The following is a 17825-nucleotide window of genomic DNA, read 5'->3' on the forward strand; positions in this document are numbered from 1 at the left end:
TTTATTTAACGCATTTTTTCAAACGTTTCACAAGATCGATAATACGATCACTCTTCATGCGATAGCTTACGGGATTGGCAATTAATCGTGATGATACGTCGGTAATAAATTCATACTCCACTAAGCCATTTTCTTTCAGCGTCCGGCCTGTTGAAACAATATCGACAATTCGATCTGCTAAGTCAATCATGGGCGCCAATTCAATCGAACCATTTAGCTCAATAATTTCAACCTGCTCTCCAATACCCTTATAATATTTCATTGCAATATTAGGATATTTTGTCGCTATTCTCGGTGCAATTTCATTCATCGTCGTATTAGGTAAGCCCGCTGATGCGATATAACAAGTACTTATTTTTAAATCCAGTAATTCATGAACTTCTCGTTGCTGTTCTAACAAAACATCTTTACCTGCAATACCAATATCCGCTACACCGTGCTCAACATAAACAGGAACATCCATTGGTTTTGCTAATATAAAACGTATTTTCTCTTCCGGAATTTCAAGCATTAATTTACGAGACATTTCGACTTCTTCTGGTAAATTAAAGCCAGCTTCTAAAAGCATCTGATATGCCTCGTCAAAAATGCGTCCCTTCGGCATAGCAATTGTTAATTCATTCACCTTCAACGTCCTCCTGTCCCACCACAACTACTTCTGTAAAGTGTGCTAAAAAAACTGCTTCATCGACAAGGCTAGTCCTTAACTGTAAGGTAACCTGTTTACCGACTGCTCGTAGCGTCTGTACCTTGGCAAGAGCCGCTTCAAATTGTTCTTCCTCAAATAGCACGACTGTAGCTTCTTGTCGTTCATCAGATTGCGCATCAATTGTTTCTAATAGGCGGTCAACACGAATACTAAATCCTGTAGCACCTACTTTTGAGCCAAATACCTCCAGCAATCCGTCATAGCGTCCCCCATTGCCTAATGGAAAACCACTGCCGGTTGCAAACACTTCAAATAACATGCCTGTGTAATAGCTCATGTGACTAGAAAGTGTAAAATCAAAGGCTACATAATCCGCTAAGTTTGCCATTTCAAGTAGCTTATCGAGCTGTTGCATATATTCTAATGCGTCATTTTTCCGCACATATTTTTCAATATCTTGAATTTCTTTTAAATGTATTGCTTCTTCAATAAATTGCAATAATGCATCGGATTTTGTTTTAGGTAAATCAAATGATTCTACCGCTTCTTCAAACCCTACGTAATTGCGTTGCACAAGCAGCGTCCGAAGTATATTTTGTTGTTCAACGCTTTCTGTATAATCTTGTAAAATGCAATTTAATATACCTGCATGACCGATCGTCACTTTAAATTTCGTTAATCCAAATTGCTTTAATAACTCCATTGCTGTAACAATAACCTCAGCATCCGCAAAGACAGAATTGTCTCCAATTAACTCAATCCCCATCTGATCAAATTCTGCTGGGCGTCCACCTTCCGCTTCTTGTGCTCGAAAGACACTAGCAAAATAAGCAAGGCGTAAGGGAATCATCTCTTTTAATAATTTCGATGTTGCTACACGTGCAATCGGTGTTGTCATATCAGGTCGTAGTACTAACGTGTTGCCCTGGCCATCTACTAATTTAAATAATTGCGCATTGGCTATCGCTGATGCTTTGCCGACTGTATCAAAATACTCTACTGCAGGCGTTTTAATAAATTCATAGCCTCTTCTGCATAAAAAATCTCGCCCTGTATTTCTTACAGCCTCTACCTTTTCAAAAATTTGCGGAAATGTATCGCGCATTCCAAGTGGTTTTTCAAACATTTTAATCGACGACAATTTTGACACTTCCTCACGTTTCACTTTAACTCACTAGAGTATTAGAGAATTAGATTATGAAAGAATTCTATCTTATTTCTTCTTGCTAGTCAATGCAACTCTGTTTGAATTATCGAATAATTTCATTACTGATTATTCTGTTAATTATACTCGAAAATAAATAAATTGAAACTTTATTCAGCAGAAGAAGCAAGCTTTTCTCTCCTTAAACTTGTAAACCTTTAGACAAAAAACTATGTGAATCTTTTTTGCCCTTTGGCAGGTGGATGTCGATAAATTTCAGAAGTTGGGTGATAAAACATGAAAGTTAGTAGATAAATTTCAAAAGTTGGGTGATAAAACGTGAAAGTTGGTAGATAAATTTCAAAAGTTGGGTGATAAAACTAAAAAGTTGAATGTCATTCTGTTAAAACGTATGTCATGAGAACCCCTCATTTTACCAGAGAGTCATACTTTAATTTCATTGTTACAATTATTATCAACAAAAAAACACCGTGCACGGTAAAGCATGCACAGTGTAGATTTTATTATTTTTTAGGCGTGCACCATTCCACTATTTCATTGCGTTTGCGCTCCGCCATTTGTTCAGCTGTATAAATAATTTGCATAGGATTACCGCCTGCTAGACAGCCAGCTGGTACATCCTTATGCACAAGGGTTGCAGCTGACACAATCGCACCGTCACCTATCGTAACACCTGGTAGTATCGTTGAATTGGCACCAACCATCACTTCGTTGCCAATATGAACATCTCCTAGACGATATTCCTCTATTAAATATTCATGTGCCAAAATAGTCGTACTGAAGCCTATAACGGTATTGTCACCGATATGAATACGTTCTGGAAACATTGTATCTGGCATAACCATTAAAGCTATGGAAGTTTGTTCACCAATCTCCATTTTCAAAAAAGTTCGATACAACCAGTTTTTCACACGTAAAAATGGTGTGAAGCGTCCAATTTGAATGACAACGAAACACTTCATCACCTTCCAAAAGGACACCGTATCATAAATATTCCAAAGCGAGTTTGCTCCTTCGACACGGTAGCGTTCTGTTTTACGTGCCATTTACTTACCCCGCTTTCACAATTTCAAATAAATCCGTCATATGATGCAACATATATTCTGGCTTGAATTGCTGTAAGTATTCCTCACCTTTAAAAGCCCATGCGACACCAGCTGCTCTAACTCCAGCATTGTGCGCGGCCTCAATATCGTGAGAATTGTCACCAATCATAATCGCGTCTTCCTTGTTTATACCAAGGCGTTCAAGCGCAAGCAAAACTGGCTCTGGATCAGGCTTTACATTTTTCACATCATCCGTACCAATACGGATATCAAATAAATGACCTGCACCTAGTACAGATAGACCACGATCTATCATTCCATTACGCTTTGTAGACACAATCGCTAACTTGATACCCATAGCCTTTAATTGCTCTAAAGTAGATACAACATCAGGATATTGAGTGACAAGCTCATCGTGATGTAATTCATTATATTCACGATATTTAGCAATCATTGCATCCTCTTCACCAGGAGCAATGTCACTCATTGTCTGTTTTAAGGACGGCCCAAGGAATTTTAGGCAATCTTTTGGCGAATATTGCCCGGGAAATCGCTCATTTAAAACATGCATAAATGTTTGAATGATTAAATCATTTGTATTGAGTAATGTACCATCAAAATCAAATAGTAATGCCTTTACAGTCATGCTTTGCACCCCTTATTTATTATCTAAATACTTTACTACAGGTTTTACTTTTATACGTTGGTAAATAATCGCACCAAGCCCTACTACAATACCTATTATTGAAACAACCTGAGCTGAGCGTAAATCTCCTACTAAATATAGGCTATCTGTACGCAAGCCTTCTATATAGAAGCGACCGATTGAATACCAAATTAAATAGCCGAAGAATATTTCACCACGATTTAAATTTACTTTGCGTAAAACTAATAAAATAATTAGCCCAATGAAATTCCAGACGGATTCATATAAAAAAGTAGGATGTACGTATGTTCCTAATTCTTCAACATACATTTGATTAATAATCCAATCCGGCAGCATTAGATTTTCTAAAAATGCACGTGATACTGGACCACCATAAGCCTCCTGGTTCATAAAATTGCCCCATCGGCCAATTATTTGTCCAATTAAAATACTCGGTGCCGCAATATCCGCTACTCGTAAAAAGCTAATATTTCTTCTACGAGTGAATATGTAAGCTGTCAAAAAGGCGCCAATAAGAGCACCATGAATAGCGATACCACCATTCCAAATTTCAATAATCTTCCCTGGGTTTTCACTATAATAATCCCAACGCATCGTTACATAGTAAATACGTGCACATATTATAGATATAGGAACAGCCCATAGTAATAGATCTGCAAGAAAATCCTCTGGTAAGCCTCTCTTAACAGCCTCTCTTTGTCCTACAACATAAGCTAAAATAATACCCGATACGATTAGTAACCCATACCAACGAACAGGGATAGGTCCTAAATGGAAAGCAATCGGATTAATTTGTAATAATACTAAGTCCATCTTATGCTCCTCTCAAAATCAATTCATTGCATTTGCAAATGAATCCTAATCAATTATGCCTCGGCATAATTGTAGCTTTCGCTACAGATAAACAATGCGGCGGATGTTTGTACATCCACTGAAAAGCAACTTAAAACCGCATTCATCTCACCATCTATAAAGGTAGGAGACTTCTGTCTGTACCTGTCGCTGCGCTTTCGGTACAAAAAACACTCGCTGAAAAAAAGTTAAAAACGATTAGTCATCCAACTCATCCGCCGATGAGATTACTTCATCTAATCGTCTAGAAAACTCCTCGGCTGCATTAACACCCATCTTTTTCAAACGATAGTTCATTGCTGCTACTTCAATAATAACAGACACGTTACGTCCAGGTCTTACAGGAATCGTTAACTTTGTTAATTCCGTATCAATGATTTTCATTTTTTCTTCCTCTAAACCTAGACGATCATATACTTTTTCTGGATCCCATATTTCTAATTCGATAACTAATGTGATACGTTTGTACGGTCGTACCGCACTTGCTCCAAAGAGTGTCATAATATCGATAATACCAATGCCTCGAATTTCGAGTAAATGTTCTAAAAGAGGAGGTGGACTCCCAATTAAAAAATTCTCTGATTCCTGACGGATCTCTACACAATCATCAGCCACTAAACGGTGCCCCTTCTTGACAAGCTCTAGTGCTGTTTCACTTTTCCCTACACCACTTTTTCCGATAATTAGCACACCGATACCGTATATATCAACTAAAACTCCGTGAGCAGCAGTCATTGGTGCTAAGCGACCTTCTAAATAGTTAGTTAGCCTACTCGAAAATTTCGTTGTTGTCATATGCGTTTTAAATACAGGTACATGTTTTTCATTAGACGCCTGTATAAGTTCCTTAGGTACCTCTAAATCACGAGAAATAATAATAGCTGGTGTATCCTGCGAACACAATAGACGCATGCGCTCCAGTTTCACATCTGAAGGCAGCATTTCAAAAAAAGATAGTTCGGTCTTTCCTAGCAATTGCACTCGATTTGCAGGATAATGTGTAAAATACCCCGCCATCTCAAGCCCAGGTCTTGAAATATCACTAGTAACAATCGTTCTTCCTATTCCTTCCTCACCAGCTAATAGTTCTAACTTAAATTTCTCCATAACGTCTCTTGTTAATACTACGACCAATGTTTAGTAGCCTCCATTCAAAGGAATTGAATATGTTTTGTCCTGCGTTAACTAGCAATCAGCATAATGATTGCAGTTTCACCTTATTTTAGCATGTCTATGTATAAAAGAAATGTATTTACACTCTGCCTACCCTGACTAAAAAATCTACAAAATATAAAAAACTAGCGGTTCTCCAGCCCGCTAGTTTCATTTCGTTTTATTTTTGAGTAGACAACCATTTTGCAACTGCTTCTGCATCTGCACCTTTAACAATACCAGCAGGCATTGTACCTTTACCATTTTCAATAACGTTTAAAATTTCTTTTTCTGTTAAACGAGAGCCTACATCGCTAATTTTTGGTGCATTATTTTGGCCTTGTAGCTCGCCACCATGGCAAGTAATACAAGATTTCATAGCAATTGTTTCGCCATTTGGAGTAGTAGTTTTTGTACCTTCAGTTGAAGTTGTTTTACCTCCGCCACAAGCAGCTAAGAAGATTGCTGAACCAATCGCTAATGTTAACATTGCCTTTTTCATTAGGGCCCCTCCTAAAAGTAAATAAGTATCTTTCCCCGACATTATACCAAATTTATGCACGTTTGAAACCTTCTCCTAACACCTCATAAGCATCAGAAACGATAACAAACGCTGATGGGTCAACGCTTTTAATGAGTTGTTTCAGCTTTGTGAATTCTGTTTGGTAAACAACAACCATCAATACTGGTCGTGCTTCTCCTGTATAGCCACCTATAGCAGGCAACTCTGTCACTCCCCGATCAATCTCGGCATAGATGGCATCACGTACTTCATCTTGTTTCATCGTAATAATGTAAACCATTTTAGACTGACTCAAGCCGAGCTGAATAATATCAATCGTTTTTGTAGTGACATAAAGTCCTATCAGGGCATACAAACCTTTCTCTAAGTCAAAAACAATTGCTGCACTAATCGCGATAATCCCATCAATTAAAAGTACACTTGTACCAAGCGATATGCCGGTATACTTTGTAATTATTTGTGCTAGTAAATCAGTGCCACCAGTAGAAGCATTCCCCTTAAAGACAAGTCCTATTCCTAAACCGACCACAATTCCCCCAAAAAGTGCACCTAGTAAAGGATTATCTGTCCAAGGTCCCCAACTGTTCGTTAGTAATACAATAAACGGTAATGTTATTGTTCCAATAAACGATTTGATTCCAAATTTTTTCCCAAGTACTACTACACCTGCTATAAATAATGGAATATTGAATGCATATTGTACAAAGCCTGGATTCCAACCAAATAAACCGTGTAAAATTGTACTAATCCCGCTTACTCCACCAGAAGCTACTTGATTGGGCAGTAAAAATACATTGAAGCCAATCGCAATAATTGCTGCTCCTACTATGACGTACATATACTCCAAAATGCTTTCCCTTACATCACGAATTTGACTCATTTCCCCCACCCGCTCCAACTATCAGAATCTTTTAAATACGAGATGATTATAGCAAATAGTCTTCGCATTGAGAACTTCGTATTGATGAAGGAACATGTATTTTTACAATTTTGTTCATCACCATAATGTGTGGTTGATTTCCGTTCCGACTGGGCGCTTTGTTGCTGACGCTTCGCTTTCGCACAGTTAAAACATTTGTTGCTGACGCTTCGCTTTCGCACAGTTAAAACATTTGTTGCTGACGCTTCGCTTTCGCACAGTTAAAACATTTGTCGCTGACGCTTCGCTTTCGCACAGTTAAAACATTTGTCGCTGACGCTTCGCTTTCGCGCAGATAAAACAATTGTTGCTGACGCTTCGCTTTCGCACAGAGCAAAGCTTCCTGGGGCATACGATGAGCCGCTTGGGCCACACGATGTTGGTCACGAAGGCGTTATCACAGGATGTGATGCTTTTAGCCTTCGTTTCCCTATGTGCTCGCTGCAGGGTCTCATCTGTGACGCTGATCCCCAAGGAGTCGCCCAGTCTCCACTCCAATCAACTATACACATGGCATAAGTTTTAACAATGTCATCCACTACTATAAATGATGAGCCCAATAATGTATAAAACATAAAAAAATAAGCTACCTTAAAAAAGAATTTTAAGATAGCTTATTTTTTACTTTTCACTAAAATATATACTTAACTGCAAATTCCACTATAGGACATTAAGAGCAAATCCTTGATTTATAAAGATTTTTCTGCCCACTCCATTGCTTCATTGTATAAAAGATCAATATTTGTAAAATTCATATTGAGCTGAGGAGCTAATTTTTCTAAAGTAGACCAGTCTAACTTACCTAACGCGATACTGAATTCCAGATAAGGTGTCATTTCAGTTTGATTACCTAAAAGCGTTTCTATTATTTCTTCTGAAAAAGGTAGCTGCTGTAAAATAGCATTCAGCGGTCTTTGCAACAAAGTGTCTATCAACGAAAACATCCCGACTAAAAAATATTCAGAGAAGTTTTTCTTATAGGATAGCTTGGCTAATTTCTCACATACTTTTGCTCTAAATAAAGAAGTTCGCATGACTTCTTTAAAAAGATCACTCTCAGCATTTCTGTCAATTTCTCGCATTGCCAATAAATAAATCCACTTTCGTAAATTTGAAACGCCGAGTAATATAATTGCTTGTTTTATCGAACGAACCTTGGATTTAGACCGCAGCTCTGAGTTATTAACCATTTGCAATAATTTATACGTTAACGAAATATCACGTTCGATGTTATCAGCTAATAATTGTATATTAGGTTCCTCTTCTTTTAATAGCGTAATAATATATAAATATTGAATAGTATTAGCAGGTATATCTGTAGCTGTAATTATTTGAGGTTGTTCAAAAAAATAGCCTTGAAATAATTCATAGCCAGAATGCTTTGCCACTTCAAATTGATTTCGTGTCTCGACCTTCTCAGCTAGCAGTTTTATGTGAGGGAAATTTTCTTTCACTTTATTTTCAATTTCCATGCGCTCCAGTAATGGTGATAATAAAAAATCAACTTTTATAAAATCGATATAAGGAAATAACTCATCATAAACTTGTACTTCATCATCCAAAATAAAATCATCTAATGCTATTTTGAACCCATACGATTTCAGCTCAATGACTCTCTCGACTAACTGAGTTGTAATAGGGACATCTTCTAAAATCTCAATAACAACTTGCGATGGATTTAAATATTCATGTATGGGACTCATAAGTAAGTTTTCTGTAAAATTAACAAAACTAGGTTTACCTTTTGTTACCTCTTCAATGCCAATTGAAAGAAATGAGTTTACTAGTACATCGATTGTTGCAGCATCTGAATCGACTATCGGAAAAGCATTCACGTTTTTGCTACGATATAATAATTCATACGCAACGACTTGTTCATGAAGGTTAAAAATAGGCTGTCTTCCGATAAATACTTCCATTTCATTGCCCCCCCATTTCTCCATAATCTAGTAATTAATATTATAGCACCTTTCATTACTCTCTGCTTACCATTCAAATAACTGTCTAAAAGTCGCCTAACATTCACTAACATTCTATACAAGACATTGATTTATCACTTTTATGACGCTATCCCAAGGAGTAACCCCGCCGTACACCGATGCTCTTTAACCCCAACTTTCGGTGACTAGCCCCTAAAAATCATTAGCTAAAACACCAAACTACTCATATTTCATTTATTCCTTTTCCAGAGAAATCTATTTCAATTTCATTTAATCCTTTTCAAATATTTTTGTAAAAAATTTCATTTCATATTGACATTTTCCAATTTTAAATATACAGTACATTACAACACTAATGCACTATGTTACATAGGAATGAATGGAGGTTTTTCGATGCACATTCATCTAGATGGTACAACACCGATTTATATTCAAATTGCCGAATGGCTACAGCACGAAATCATCGCCGATCGATTACAGACAGACGCGAAGGTCTATTCACAATACCAACTAGCTGAATTATTTAATATAAATCCTGCTACAGCTGGTAAAGGGCTGACAATTTTGCTTGAAGAGCAACTTATATATAAAAAACGGGGGTTAGGTATGTTTGTCGCTACGGATGCAAAGGAACGAATTTTATTGAAACGTCGAAATGAAATATTGACGAAAATGGCACAAGAGATCGTATTAGAGGCAAAACGTTTACATGTATCTGATGAAGAATTGCTAGTACTTATAAGAAAAACACAGGAGGGATTGGAATGAATATTATTCAATGTGAGGCGTTATCTAAAAGCTTTGGACGTCGTCATGCACTACAGCGCGTAACCTGCGCTATTGATGCAGAGAAAATTATCGGTATTATTGGTCGTAACGGTGCTGGTAAGTCAACATTACTTAATATTTTTGCAGGCTATATAAAACCTACAACTGGATCATGCAAAGTGTTTAATGAAAATCCCTTTAATAATATTCGAACTGCTGCCAATATGATTTTTATCGATGATCGTTTAAGTTTCTCTGATTACTTATCGCTCGAAGATATTCTAAAGATGGGGGCTGATTTTTATCCTAATTGGCAAAATGAATTAGCTTATCGCATGCTCGATTATGCAGGTATAGATCTCTCAGCAAAGCATCAGCAATTATCTAAGGGTCAATTAGCAACCTTTAACCTTGTTTACGGATTAGTTAGCCGCTGTGCACTGACAATTTTAGACGAACCGATGAATGGCATGGATGAAGTGATTCGTACAGATTTTTACAGGGCGATTCTAAAGGAATACCTAGCCTTTCCACGAACATTTTTAATAACTAGTCACCATTTGCAAGAGATGGAATCTATTTTAGAAGAAATTTTATTGATAGATGAAGGCTCAGTCATTGCCCACGCGCCATTGGATGAATTTAAGGAACAGCTTATATCTCTTAGCGGACCAAGTGATGCACTTGCGGATCTGCTGTCCGAAACAGAAGTTTACGCACAAAAAATTGTGACAGGGATGACCACAGCAATAGTAGATGCTAGTAAACTATTTGTCTCAGAAGAAATACTTCGAGCAAAAGGCATTACGGTATCATCCCTTACTGCAAGTGACGTGTGCAAGTATTTAACAAGTAAAAAAGGAAGTGATATTGATGCAATCTTTGACTAATCTTTCACTGAAAAGCATTGTAAAAAAACAGGTGAAATGGAAAGCAAAATTATATATTTCTGCCCTTAGTTCCTTAGTTATTGTACAAATCATTATTGGAATTTTAACATCTAGCTCAGGGAGTGGGTCTTCTGGTCATGGAGGAGGAAATTTATATGTTCAGTTCTCTATTTACTCACTCGATATCTTTCTTATTGTTACAGCAATTTGGGCATTTATTGTAGCACTTCTCTTTACGACAAAAGCGTATCGTATTGATGACTTATCCGTTATTTCTAGTCGAACATCTAGTGCCATAGCCAATATATTTGTCATGATTATTTACAGTTTTATTGCGGTCATCATTATGATTTCGACTTACTATTTACAAGTATTCGGAGTTTTATTAGTGGAAAAAAAATCTTTTGTAATAGAAAATCTATTTATTTCACCATCAATATTACTACTATGTTTCAGTAGCCTCTGTTTATTTGGCGCAATCGGCCTACTATTAGGTACCAGCTTCAAGGGGCCAGCAGTGTTCAAAATATTTGTATCTACTTTTATGCTGCTTGGCTTTATATTATTTTTTATGTCACCACAGTCTATAAATCTTAGGTCATTAATAATGTTATCCAATCTTATGATTAGTGTTCTTAATTTGCTTATGGCTCTACTATGCTTTAGCCTCACTATTTGGATTGCTGATAAATCGGAGGTGACTCGCAAATGACGGCGACTACACTATTCTTTTTTACTACAATACTACTTGTAATTGCTATTTTTCTAATACTGAGTAAATTAATGAAAAAAGTTAAAAATATTTGGACCCCTAAGCGTATTATAATTGGCATTACTAGCTATATCGTACTTGGACTTACTGCCTTCCTTTATATTAGCTTTTTTTCAGAATCAAAAATACCAATACTTTCTCCTTCTGAAATTAAACAACTTGAGAAAAAATTAGATCAAATACAAAAGTACGATCAAGAAGATGATTCTTCTTATTTAACAGAGGAGTACAAAAAGAAAACGTGGGAGCTAAGATATGAAGGAGATACATTACCTGTTGTTATAAATGAAGGTGACAGTGGTTCAAACATTAATATTCGAGTGCGTTATAATGACAATATCGAATCTGGAAAAGCTCTTGTTACCTATTATCAATTCCCTGTCATTATAGAAGGTATTGATCTTGATGACGAAGTACCGTTACCTAACGTATACGTGGCGGAAAACCAATTATTTATTGAATCTCTTTCTAGACAACAAGTAAGTTATTTTCGTATAAATGCAACATTAGGTATTTTAGATATGAATCGTGAGATAGAACGTGAACAACACGCAATGCACTATTCCTATTCAAATGTCATCGTTATCGACATTCCAAGAAGTACAGTTTTGGAAGATTCCCAAGGTCTTTTTTAGATAGTAAAAAAACAAGGACAGTCCTCAGTGATTTTTTATCACTTTTAGACTGTCCTTTTTTATTTTCTACTAGTTTTTGATTTAATAGCACCAATAACAGCTGGTACAACTGAAATCAAGATAATTAATATAAGAACCGTTGAGAAGTTATCTTTAATAATCGGAATATTACCAAAGAAATAACCTAGTAATGTACAGCTGAGTACCCATAACACTGCACCTAAAACATTATACATAATGAAGTAGCCATACTTCATTTTACTAGCCCCTGCAACAAATGGTATGAATGTACGGATGAAAGGCATAAAACGCGCGATGACGATCGTTTTTCCACCGTGTTTATTAAAGAACTTTTCTGCCGCTTCCATACGTTCTTTTTTTACGACTCTACCAAGGAAGCTCTTTGGTGGAATGGATGTCCCTACTTTATGACCAATATGATAGTTCATCGTATCCCCTAAAATTGCAGCCGCTAAAAACACAGGAATTAATATCCACATATTAAATGCGCCCATTGCTGCTGCTAATGTACCACTTGCAAAAAGCAATGAATCACCTGGCAGGAATGGGAAAATTACGACACCTGTTTCAACAAAAACAATTGCAAATAGAACAAAATAACTCAAATTACCAAACTTATGAATGATTTCCTCTAAATGCACATCAATATGCATAATAAAACTAATTAACTCCTTGATGAGTTCTATCATTTTTCCGTATGCTCTCTTTCAATTAAATTTTCTAAAGGCTTTGACGTAGCTAGACACCAAAGGGTTCCATTCTTGTTTACTGTCTATAGTGTTACTTCTCCCTCACTATATGACAAGCCTTTATAAAGTATGTAGATTTCACAAGTTTGATTTTATCACTTACAGACATACACACTCAACTTATTTAAATAAGTTGCCATGCTTTTTTACATTGCTGTAATATTGGCCAAAGTGATGCTTCAATCAATGGGTGTTCTTCGTCCTTCACTAAACTAACACCCTGCTACTACGTTTGCACTGCGCTTTCGCACAGAAATTGTTGCCCCTAATCAATTGAACTTGTACGGGCAGTTGATCTCCCACTTCTATTTATTCCTTCTCTTAAATCTTGAAAGGTGAATCTATTATAGGGATAAAAAAAGCTACTATTTTTCAATAGTAGCTACTGTTTCTTATACTTTTTCTTTTAATGTACGACGCAAAATTTTTCCTGTCGTATTTTTCGGTAATTCATCCAAAATCTCAATTACTTTAGGAACCTTGTATTTCACCATATGCTTTGCACAGTATGCGAGAAGATCTTCTGTTGAAGTTGCATCTGCATCTTTTAAAACAACATATGCATGAACTGCTTCACCTAGGTTAGGATCAGGGTAACCTACAACTGCCGCTTCAACGATATTATTATGCGCAAATAGTACTTCTTCAACCTCTCTTGGATAGACGTTAAATCCGCCTACAATAATCATATCTTTTTTACGGTCAACGATGTAGAAGTATCCTTCTTCGTCAACTCTAGCTAAGTCTCCAGTGTATAACCAGCCATCACGTATAGCCATCGCTGTTTCTTCAGGTAATTTATAATAGCCCTTCATAACATTTGGCCCTCGTACAATTAGCTCCCCTACTTCTCCAACGGGCACTTCCTGACCATTAACATCCACCACCCTATTTTCAACATTGGAAATGGATGTCCCAATAGAACCTGCCTTACGCTCACGATCCAATGGATTAAAGCAAGTTACTGGTGAAGCTTCCGATAAGCCAAAGCCCTCTGAAACACGCACATTAAATTTCTTCTCGAAATTATGTAATAGTGCTACCGGTAAAGACGCGCCACCTGAAATTGCTAAACGTATTGTTGAGAAATCTTCAGGGTTGCTTTCAGGTAATTGGTACAAGAAGTTATACATAGTTGGCACACCAGCAAAGACTGTTGCCTTTTGTTCCTTCGTTAATTTAAAGATTTCAGTTGGACTAAAACGTGGTACAAGTAAAACCGTTGCTCCACTCAATAAAGGCGCATTGGCTACGACAGTTAACGCAAATACATGGAAAACTGGTAACGTAGCAATAATACGATCATCTGCTTTATAGCCTAAATAATGTGCTACATCTCGTGCATTTGAATAGATATTTTTATGAGTCAGCATTGCACCCTTTGGAGTACCTGTCGTTCCTGAAGTATATAAAATAATTGCATTATCATCGTCAGCTACTTCTACTGGTTGGAAAGAGTCCGATGCACTAGCAATTACTTGTGAAAATAAATGAATTTTTGCCTTTGCTTCTTCGGATAAAGTCGCTACTTTTTCAGCAACATCTGCTGTTGTTTCACAAACAACAAATGTTTTTACTTTTGGAAAAGCATGTACACCCATTTCTACTAATGGAAGAAGTGCATCAAGTGCAATTACAGCTTTTACATCACCATTATGCAAAATATATGAAATTTCATCCGGTGTATAGATTGGATTAACAGGAATTGCCGTTGCCCCTAAACGCATTGTTGCATATAACGCAATTAAATAATGTGGTGTATTGCCGAGTAAAAACGCCACATGGTCCCCTTTTTCTACCCCTAAATCTTGTAACCCCTTTGCAAAACGACCAACCGTGTGTTCAAACTCACCGTACGTCGTATCTTTCCCCATAAAATGATACGCAATTTTATCCGGTTGTTCTAATGCTTGTTGACGAACGCTTGAAACTAAATTCAATTACACCATCCCCTTATCGTATCAATTTCGCCTTGGCGTAATTGAGGTCAGGATTTTGAATTGTGCCTAGGCCTGCACGAGGGCCGACACGATGTCGGTCATTTCGGTAATGCCACAGGACGTGGCGTTATTACCGATGCAGGTCAGTTAGCCGTTTTCGCAGGATACGAAGGTTTTAGGCTAACATCCTTTAAGCATTCCTTTGAAAATCCGTGACATCCGCCGGAGGCTTTATCTTCATTCAGTAGATGCATGGACATCCCTTAAAAAGGAATCACACCCGAATCCATCTCACCAACCCTGAGGTGGAAGTCTTCTACTGAATAGAGATAAAATGAATCATTATTCAGTAATATTATATAAGAAACACATCTAAAAGACAACGAAACTTTTTATTTCATGTCGTAAATTACGTCAAATAATTCATTTTTTTCTCCATCGCACATTTTGATTACGAACGAATATGCGAGATGTATCGCCAACGAATCAAATAAAAATAGACTACTTGTATTAAAACAAAAAACCCAAAAGCAAAGACAACTTCTTTGACAATGGAAATATTAGCAATATCCTTTAAGATCCCTTGAACCATAAGAAAAGCAAAGGCGCTATGCATCATTGCAACACCCCATGGCAAGAAAAATTGTGGGAATAAATGTCGATTTACAAGCTTTTTGAGCTCTGTATCTGTTAAGCCCATGCGCTTTAAGACATCGAATTTACGCTTTTCTCTTTCAAGAGAAGTATGCAGTTTAAAGTAAACGAAGCTACCTGCTGCTAATAAAAATACAGTTGCTACTAAGACCCCTACTAATGTGAATAAAGAGTAAGTAGCTAATACATAAGAATAATCTAACCCTGCATTTACAAAGAAAAATGGGCTAAATCTATTCTTCTTAGAAAAATATTGAGATCCTTTTAACTCTTCTATGTCTTTGCCGATATCTTTCGTTTCCATCCACTGAGGGATATAGAAGGTAAATAGATGATAGATTGGCTGTGCAACATCTTTATCAGCAATCGGCTTTCTAAGCTTACTAAAATCCTCATCGCTAATTACTATAGAATTCACACTAACAATAGACCCTGGGAATACTATTTTAGGATATACGCTATCAATTGTTATCGGGATAGAGTTTTCCTCTAATACTGTATGCACAACTTTATCTTTTAGTTTTTTTAGAGAATCTTCCGAGTATGGTATAAACACTGCCTCTCCTGAAGCCAAATCAAGTAATGGGTAACTATAAGAAGAAAGCAATACATTCATATCCGATTCCCTAAAAACTTCAACTTCATTGTGGGTATATGAAGATGTTTGCTTGATGACAACAAAGCGCGATAAATGATAGGACAAACCCTTCTCCTCTAATTGAATCCGTAAAGAGGAGATATGATTTCGCTCATATGGATTGTCAACATCTCCCTTATAGACAAGCCCTAATGGATTTAAACGATCATATTGAATCGTATAGGAAGACATCGTCGCTAATACACCGACCGATAAAAAGGCCATTGTTGACACCATCGTTACTACAAAAAACATTTTCACATTGTCCATCATAATATGCGTTTGCTCAGCTAACGAAAGAAGGCGATAACGTTGCCAGTGAAATTTACGTTTGTCCCGTGCTTTATCTAAAAAGCAAGGTAAAGAATCACTGAAAAAATAATATGTTCCAAAGGTCGCTAAAAACGGGATTACTACTGTTAAACCAATCCAAGATGTATTCGATACGATAAACGTTAGTACATATGCTGATAAGATAAGGGTAATACCAAATACTGCACGAATTTTTGAATAGGTTGAAACACTGTTTAAATAGTCATTTCCCTTAAGGAGATCGCGCAATTTTCTTTCACGTGTAAAATACACACTAATAAAGGAAATGACTACAAAAGCACTTGTGAAGACACCAATCGTTAGTAAAAATGGCTGCCATGAAACATATAAGGGTAAACTATCTAAATGTAAAATTTCTCGAACAATCATGAAAAAGAATTTCGAAAATGAGAAACCAAATATAATCCCCACAAAAATAGAGCCCGATCCAATAATCATTGTCTCCAAAAAGACAAGCTTATTCATCTGGCGTTTTTCCATTCCTAAATGTAATAAAATTGCAAACTCATGTGATCTAGCCTCTAAAAAAGCACTCATCGAATAATATAAAAAGAATAAGGTAAACAGGACGAGTACGGTTTCCGCACCTACCATCCCAATTAACGATGCTTCTCCTAGAATCCCTTGTTCAATATCCGGATGAAACATGAGCATTGAATAGATGAAAAACACAGCAACAGAAAAAAAGCTTGCCATGAAAAAGGCACCGTATATACGGCTGTTCCGTACGACATTACGGTAAGCGAATTGTCGAAAGGTCACCTACTTGTCCTCCTCCTAGTAAGCTCAAAACATTTAATATTCGTTGGAAAAACATTTGACGACGGTCATCTTTGTAAATTTCATTGAAAAATTCACCATCTTTAATAAATAGCACACGATCGCAGTAACTAGCTGCAATAGGATCATGTGTTACCATTACAATCGTTGTTCGTTTTTCCTGATTAATTTTTGTTAAAAGTTCAAGTACATCACGCGAAGAATTCGAATCCAAATTCCCTGTTGGCTCATCTGCTAAAATGAGACTTGGATTATGAATAAGTGCCCGCCCAATGGCAGTTCTTTGTGCTTGTCCACCTGATATTTCATTTGGGCGTTTATGCAAGAACGAAGTTAAATCGAGCTTTTCCACAATACTTGCAAGACGCTCCTCCATTACTTCTAATGGTTGTTGATCTAATGTAAGTGGTAGCACAATATTCTCTTCCACTGTCAGCATATGCAACAGATTAAAATCCTGGAAAATAAAACCGAGCTGTCTTCTTCTAAAGTAGGCTAGCTCGGTTGCTTTCAGCATATGAGGATTCATGCCATCTAAAATGATTTCTCCACTCGTTGGTTCATCAATCGTAGAAATGATATTCAATAATGTTGTTTTTCCACTTCCTGATGGACCCATGACTGCTAAAAACTCGCCTTCCTCCACATCAAAACTTAGTTGATTTAACGCACGATGAGTTACTTTGCCTTCATACACCTTCGTCACGTCTTTTATTTGTAAAATAGGCATACC

The 17825-nt window shown here is 36.8% G+C and carries 17 protein-coding genes; 4 read left to right on the forward strand and 13 right to left on the reverse strand.

Annotated elements, in window-relative coordinates:
- Nucleotide 1: 1 nt before the first annotated feature.
- The 9 genes from hisG to ACQKOG_RS09340 all read right to left on the reverse strand — a co-directional run bounded on the left by hisG (nucleotide 2) and on the right by ACQKOG_RS09340 (nucleotide 8892).
- Complete coding sequence (hisG, locus tag ACQKOG_RS09300; RefSeq protein WP_370083617.1) at nucleotides 2-625, reverse strand: ATP phosphoribosyltransferase; 624 nt, start codon at nucleotides 623-625, stop codon at nucleotides 2-4.
- Nucleotides 618-1790 (reverse strand): ATP phosphoribosyltransferase regulatory subunit, encoded by a 1173-nt coding sequence (locus ACQKOG_RS09305; protein ID WP_370083619.1) that lies wholly within the window; start codon nucleotides 1788-1790, stop codon nucleotides 618-620. The genes hisG and ACQKOG_RS09305 overlap by 8 nt, the downstream gene beginning before the upstream one ends.
- A 527-nt stretch (nucleotides 1791-2317) precedes the next feature.
- Nucleotides 2318-2860, reverse strand: coding sequence for an acyltransferase (locus ACQKOG_RS09310; protein WP_370083415.1), 543 nt, complete (start codon nucleotides 2858-2860; stop codon nucleotides 2318-2320).
- Between the two features lie 4 nt (nucleotides 2861-2864).
- Entirely contained in the window at nucleotides 2865-3506 is a 642-nt protein-coding gene (gene ppaX / locus ACQKOG_RS09315) for a pyrophosphatase PpaX (RefSeq protein WP_427446132.1), read from the reverse strand.
- A gap of 12 nt (nucleotides 3507-3518) precedes the next feature.
- The gene (lgt, locus tag ACQKOG_RS09320) at nucleotides 3519-4340 is read right to left on the reverse strand and encodes a prolipoprotein diacylglyceryl transferase (RefSeq protein WP_427446134.1); all 822 of its coding nucleotides are present in this window, start codon (nucleotides 4338-4340) and stop codon (nucleotides 3519-3521) included.
- Between the two features lie 237 nt (nucleotides 4341-4577).
- Complete coding sequence (hprK, locus tag ACQKOG_RS09325; protein WP_323654922.1) at nucleotides 4578-5513, reverse strand: HPr(Ser) kinase/phosphatase; 936 nt, start codon at nucleotides 5511-5513, stop codon at nucleotides 4578-4580.
- Between the two features lie 199 nt (nucleotides 5514-5712).
- Nucleotides 5713-6033: a cytochrome c551 gene (gene cccB / locus ACQKOG_RS09330; protein ID WP_427446137.1), complete on the reverse strand. Its 321-nt coding sequence runs from the start codon at nucleotides 6031-6033 to the stop codon at nucleotides 5713-5715.
- Between the two features lie 52 nt (nucleotides 6034-6085).
- The gene (locus tag ACQKOG_RS09335) at nucleotides 6086-6934 is read right to left on the reverse strand and encodes a YitT family protein (RefSeq protein ID WP_370083419.1); all 849 of its coding nucleotides are present in this window, start codon (nucleotides 6932-6934) and stop codon (nucleotides 6086-6088) included.
- A 728-nt stretch (nucleotides 6935-7662) separates the two neighbouring features.
- Complete coding sequence (locus tag ACQKOG_RS09340) at nucleotides 7663-8892, reverse strand: EAL and HDOD domain-containing protein (RefSeq protein ID WP_370083420.1); 1230 nt, start codon at nucleotides 8890-8892, stop codon at nucleotides 7663-7665.
- 414 nt (nucleotides 8893-9306) lie between these two features.
- On the opposite strand from ACQKOG_RS09340, the gene ACQKOG_RS09345 reads away from it, so the two are divergent.
- Genes ACQKOG_RS09345 through ACQKOG_RS09360 form a run of 4 tightly spaced genes read left to right on the forward strand, consistent with a single transcriptional unit; the run spans nucleotide 9307 to nucleotide 11978 of the window.
- Entirely contained in the window at nucleotides 9307-9681 is a 375-nt protein-coding gene (locus tag ACQKOG_RS09345; protein WP_370083421.1) for a GntR family transcriptional regulator, read from the forward strand.
- Nucleotides 9678-10571, forward strand: a complete 894-nt coding sequence (locus ACQKOG_RS09350; RefSeq protein ID WP_370083422.1) for an ATP-binding cassette domain-containing protein — start codon at nucleotides 9678-9680, stop codon at nucleotides 10569-10571. Before ACQKOG_RS09345 ends, ACQKOG_RS09350 begins: the two co-directional genes overlap by 4 nt.
- Nucleotides 10555-11283: a hypothetical protein gene (locus ACQKOG_RS09355; RefSeq protein ID WP_427446140.1), complete on the forward strand. Its 729-nt coding sequence runs from the start codon at nucleotides 10555-10557 to the stop codon at nucleotides 11281-11283. The genes ACQKOG_RS09350 and ACQKOG_RS09355 overlap by 17 nt, the downstream gene beginning before the upstream one ends.
- Nucleotides 11280-11978, forward strand: coding sequence for a hypothetical protein (locus ACQKOG_RS09360; protein WP_427446142.1), 699 nt, complete (start codon nucleotides 11280-11282; stop codon nucleotides 11976-11978). Before ACQKOG_RS09355 ends, ACQKOG_RS09360 begins: the two co-directional genes overlap by 4 nt.
- 59 nt (nucleotides 11979-12037) lie before the next feature.
- On the opposite strand, the gene ACQKOG_RS09365 is transcribed toward ACQKOG_RS09360, so the two are convergent.
- From ACQKOG_RS09365 to ACQKOG_RS09380, 4 genes are all read right to left on the reverse strand, one after another.
- Entirely contained in the window at nucleotides 12038-12685 is a 648-nt protein-coding gene (locus ACQKOG_RS09365; protein ID WP_370083433.1) for a VTT domain-containing protein, read from the reverse strand.
- A 455-nt stretch (nucleotides 12686-13140) separates the two neighbouring features.
- Complete coding sequence (locus ACQKOG_RS09370; protein WP_370083425.1) at nucleotides 13141-14688, reverse strand: fatty acid--CoA ligase family protein; 1548 nt, start codon at nucleotides 14686-14688, stop codon at nucleotides 13141-13143.
- 451 nt (nucleotides 14689-15139) lie between these two features.
- Nucleotides 15140-17074: an FtsX-like permease family protein gene (locus ACQKOG_RS09375; protein ID WP_370083426.1), complete on the reverse strand. Its 1935-nt coding sequence runs from the start codon at nucleotides 17072-17074 to the stop codon at nucleotides 15140-15142.
- Nucleotides 17046-17822, reverse strand: coding sequence for an ABC transporter ATP-binding protein (locus ACQKOG_RS09380; RefSeq protein ID WP_370083427.1), 777 nt, complete (start codon nucleotides 17820-17822; stop codon nucleotides 17046-17048). The genes ACQKOG_RS09375 and ACQKOG_RS09380 overlap by 29 nt, the downstream gene beginning before the upstream one ends.
- Nucleotides 17823-17825 lie beyond the last annotated feature (3 nt).

Source organism: Lysinibacillus sp. NPDC093216, from assembly GCF_050280325.1.
Lineage (GTDB): Bacteria > Bacillota > Bacilli > Bacillales_A > Planococcaceae > Lysinibacillus.

Excerpts from the sequence above, each read along its gene's own strand:
- ACQKOG_RS09310 (WP_370083415.1), bottom strand. The coding sequence starts at position 2,860 with ATGGCACGTAAAACAGAACGCTACCGTGTCGAAGGAGCAAACTCGCTT.
- ACQKOG_RS09350 (WP_370083422.1), top strand. The coding sequence starts at position 9,678 with ATGAATATTATTCAATGTGAGGCGTTATCTAAAAGCTTTGGACGTCGT.
- ACQKOG_RS09380 (WP_370083427.1), bottom strand. The coding sequence starts at position 17,822 with ATGCCTATTTTACAAATAAAAGACGTGACGAAGGTGTATGAAGGCAAA.
- ACQKOG_RS09340 (WP_370083420.1), bottom strand. The coding sequence starts at position 8,892 with ATGGAAGTATTTATCGGAAGACAGCCTATTTTTAACCTTCATGAACAA.
- ppaX (WP_427446132.1), bottom strand. The coding sequence starts at position 3,506 with ATGACTGTAAAGGCATTACTATTTGATTTTGATGGTACATTACTCAAT.
- ACQKOG_RS09360 (WP_427446142.1), top strand. The coding sequence starts at position 11,280 with ATGACGGCGACTACACTATTCTTTTTTACTACAATACTACTTGTAATT.
- ACQKOG_RS09355 (WP_427446140.1), top strand. The coding sequence starts at position 10,555 with ATGCAATCTTTGACTAATCTTTCACTGAAAAGCATTGTAAAAAAACAG.
- ACQKOG_RS09345 (WP_370083421.1), top strand. The coding sequence starts at position 9,307 with ATGCACATTCATCTAGATGGTACAACACCGATTTATATTCAAATTGCC.
- lgt (WP_427446134.1), bottom strand. The coding sequence starts at position 4,340 with ATGGACTTAGTATTATTACAAATTAATCCGATTGCTTTCCATTTAGGA.
- ACQKOG_RS09335 (WP_370083419.1), bottom strand. The coding sequence starts at position 6,934 with ATGAGTCAAATTCGTGATGTAAGGGAAAGCATTTTGGAGTATATGTAC.
- cccB (WP_427446137.1), bottom strand. The coding sequence starts at position 6,033 with ATGAAAAAGGCAATGTTAACATTAGCGATTGGTTCAGCAATCTTCTTA.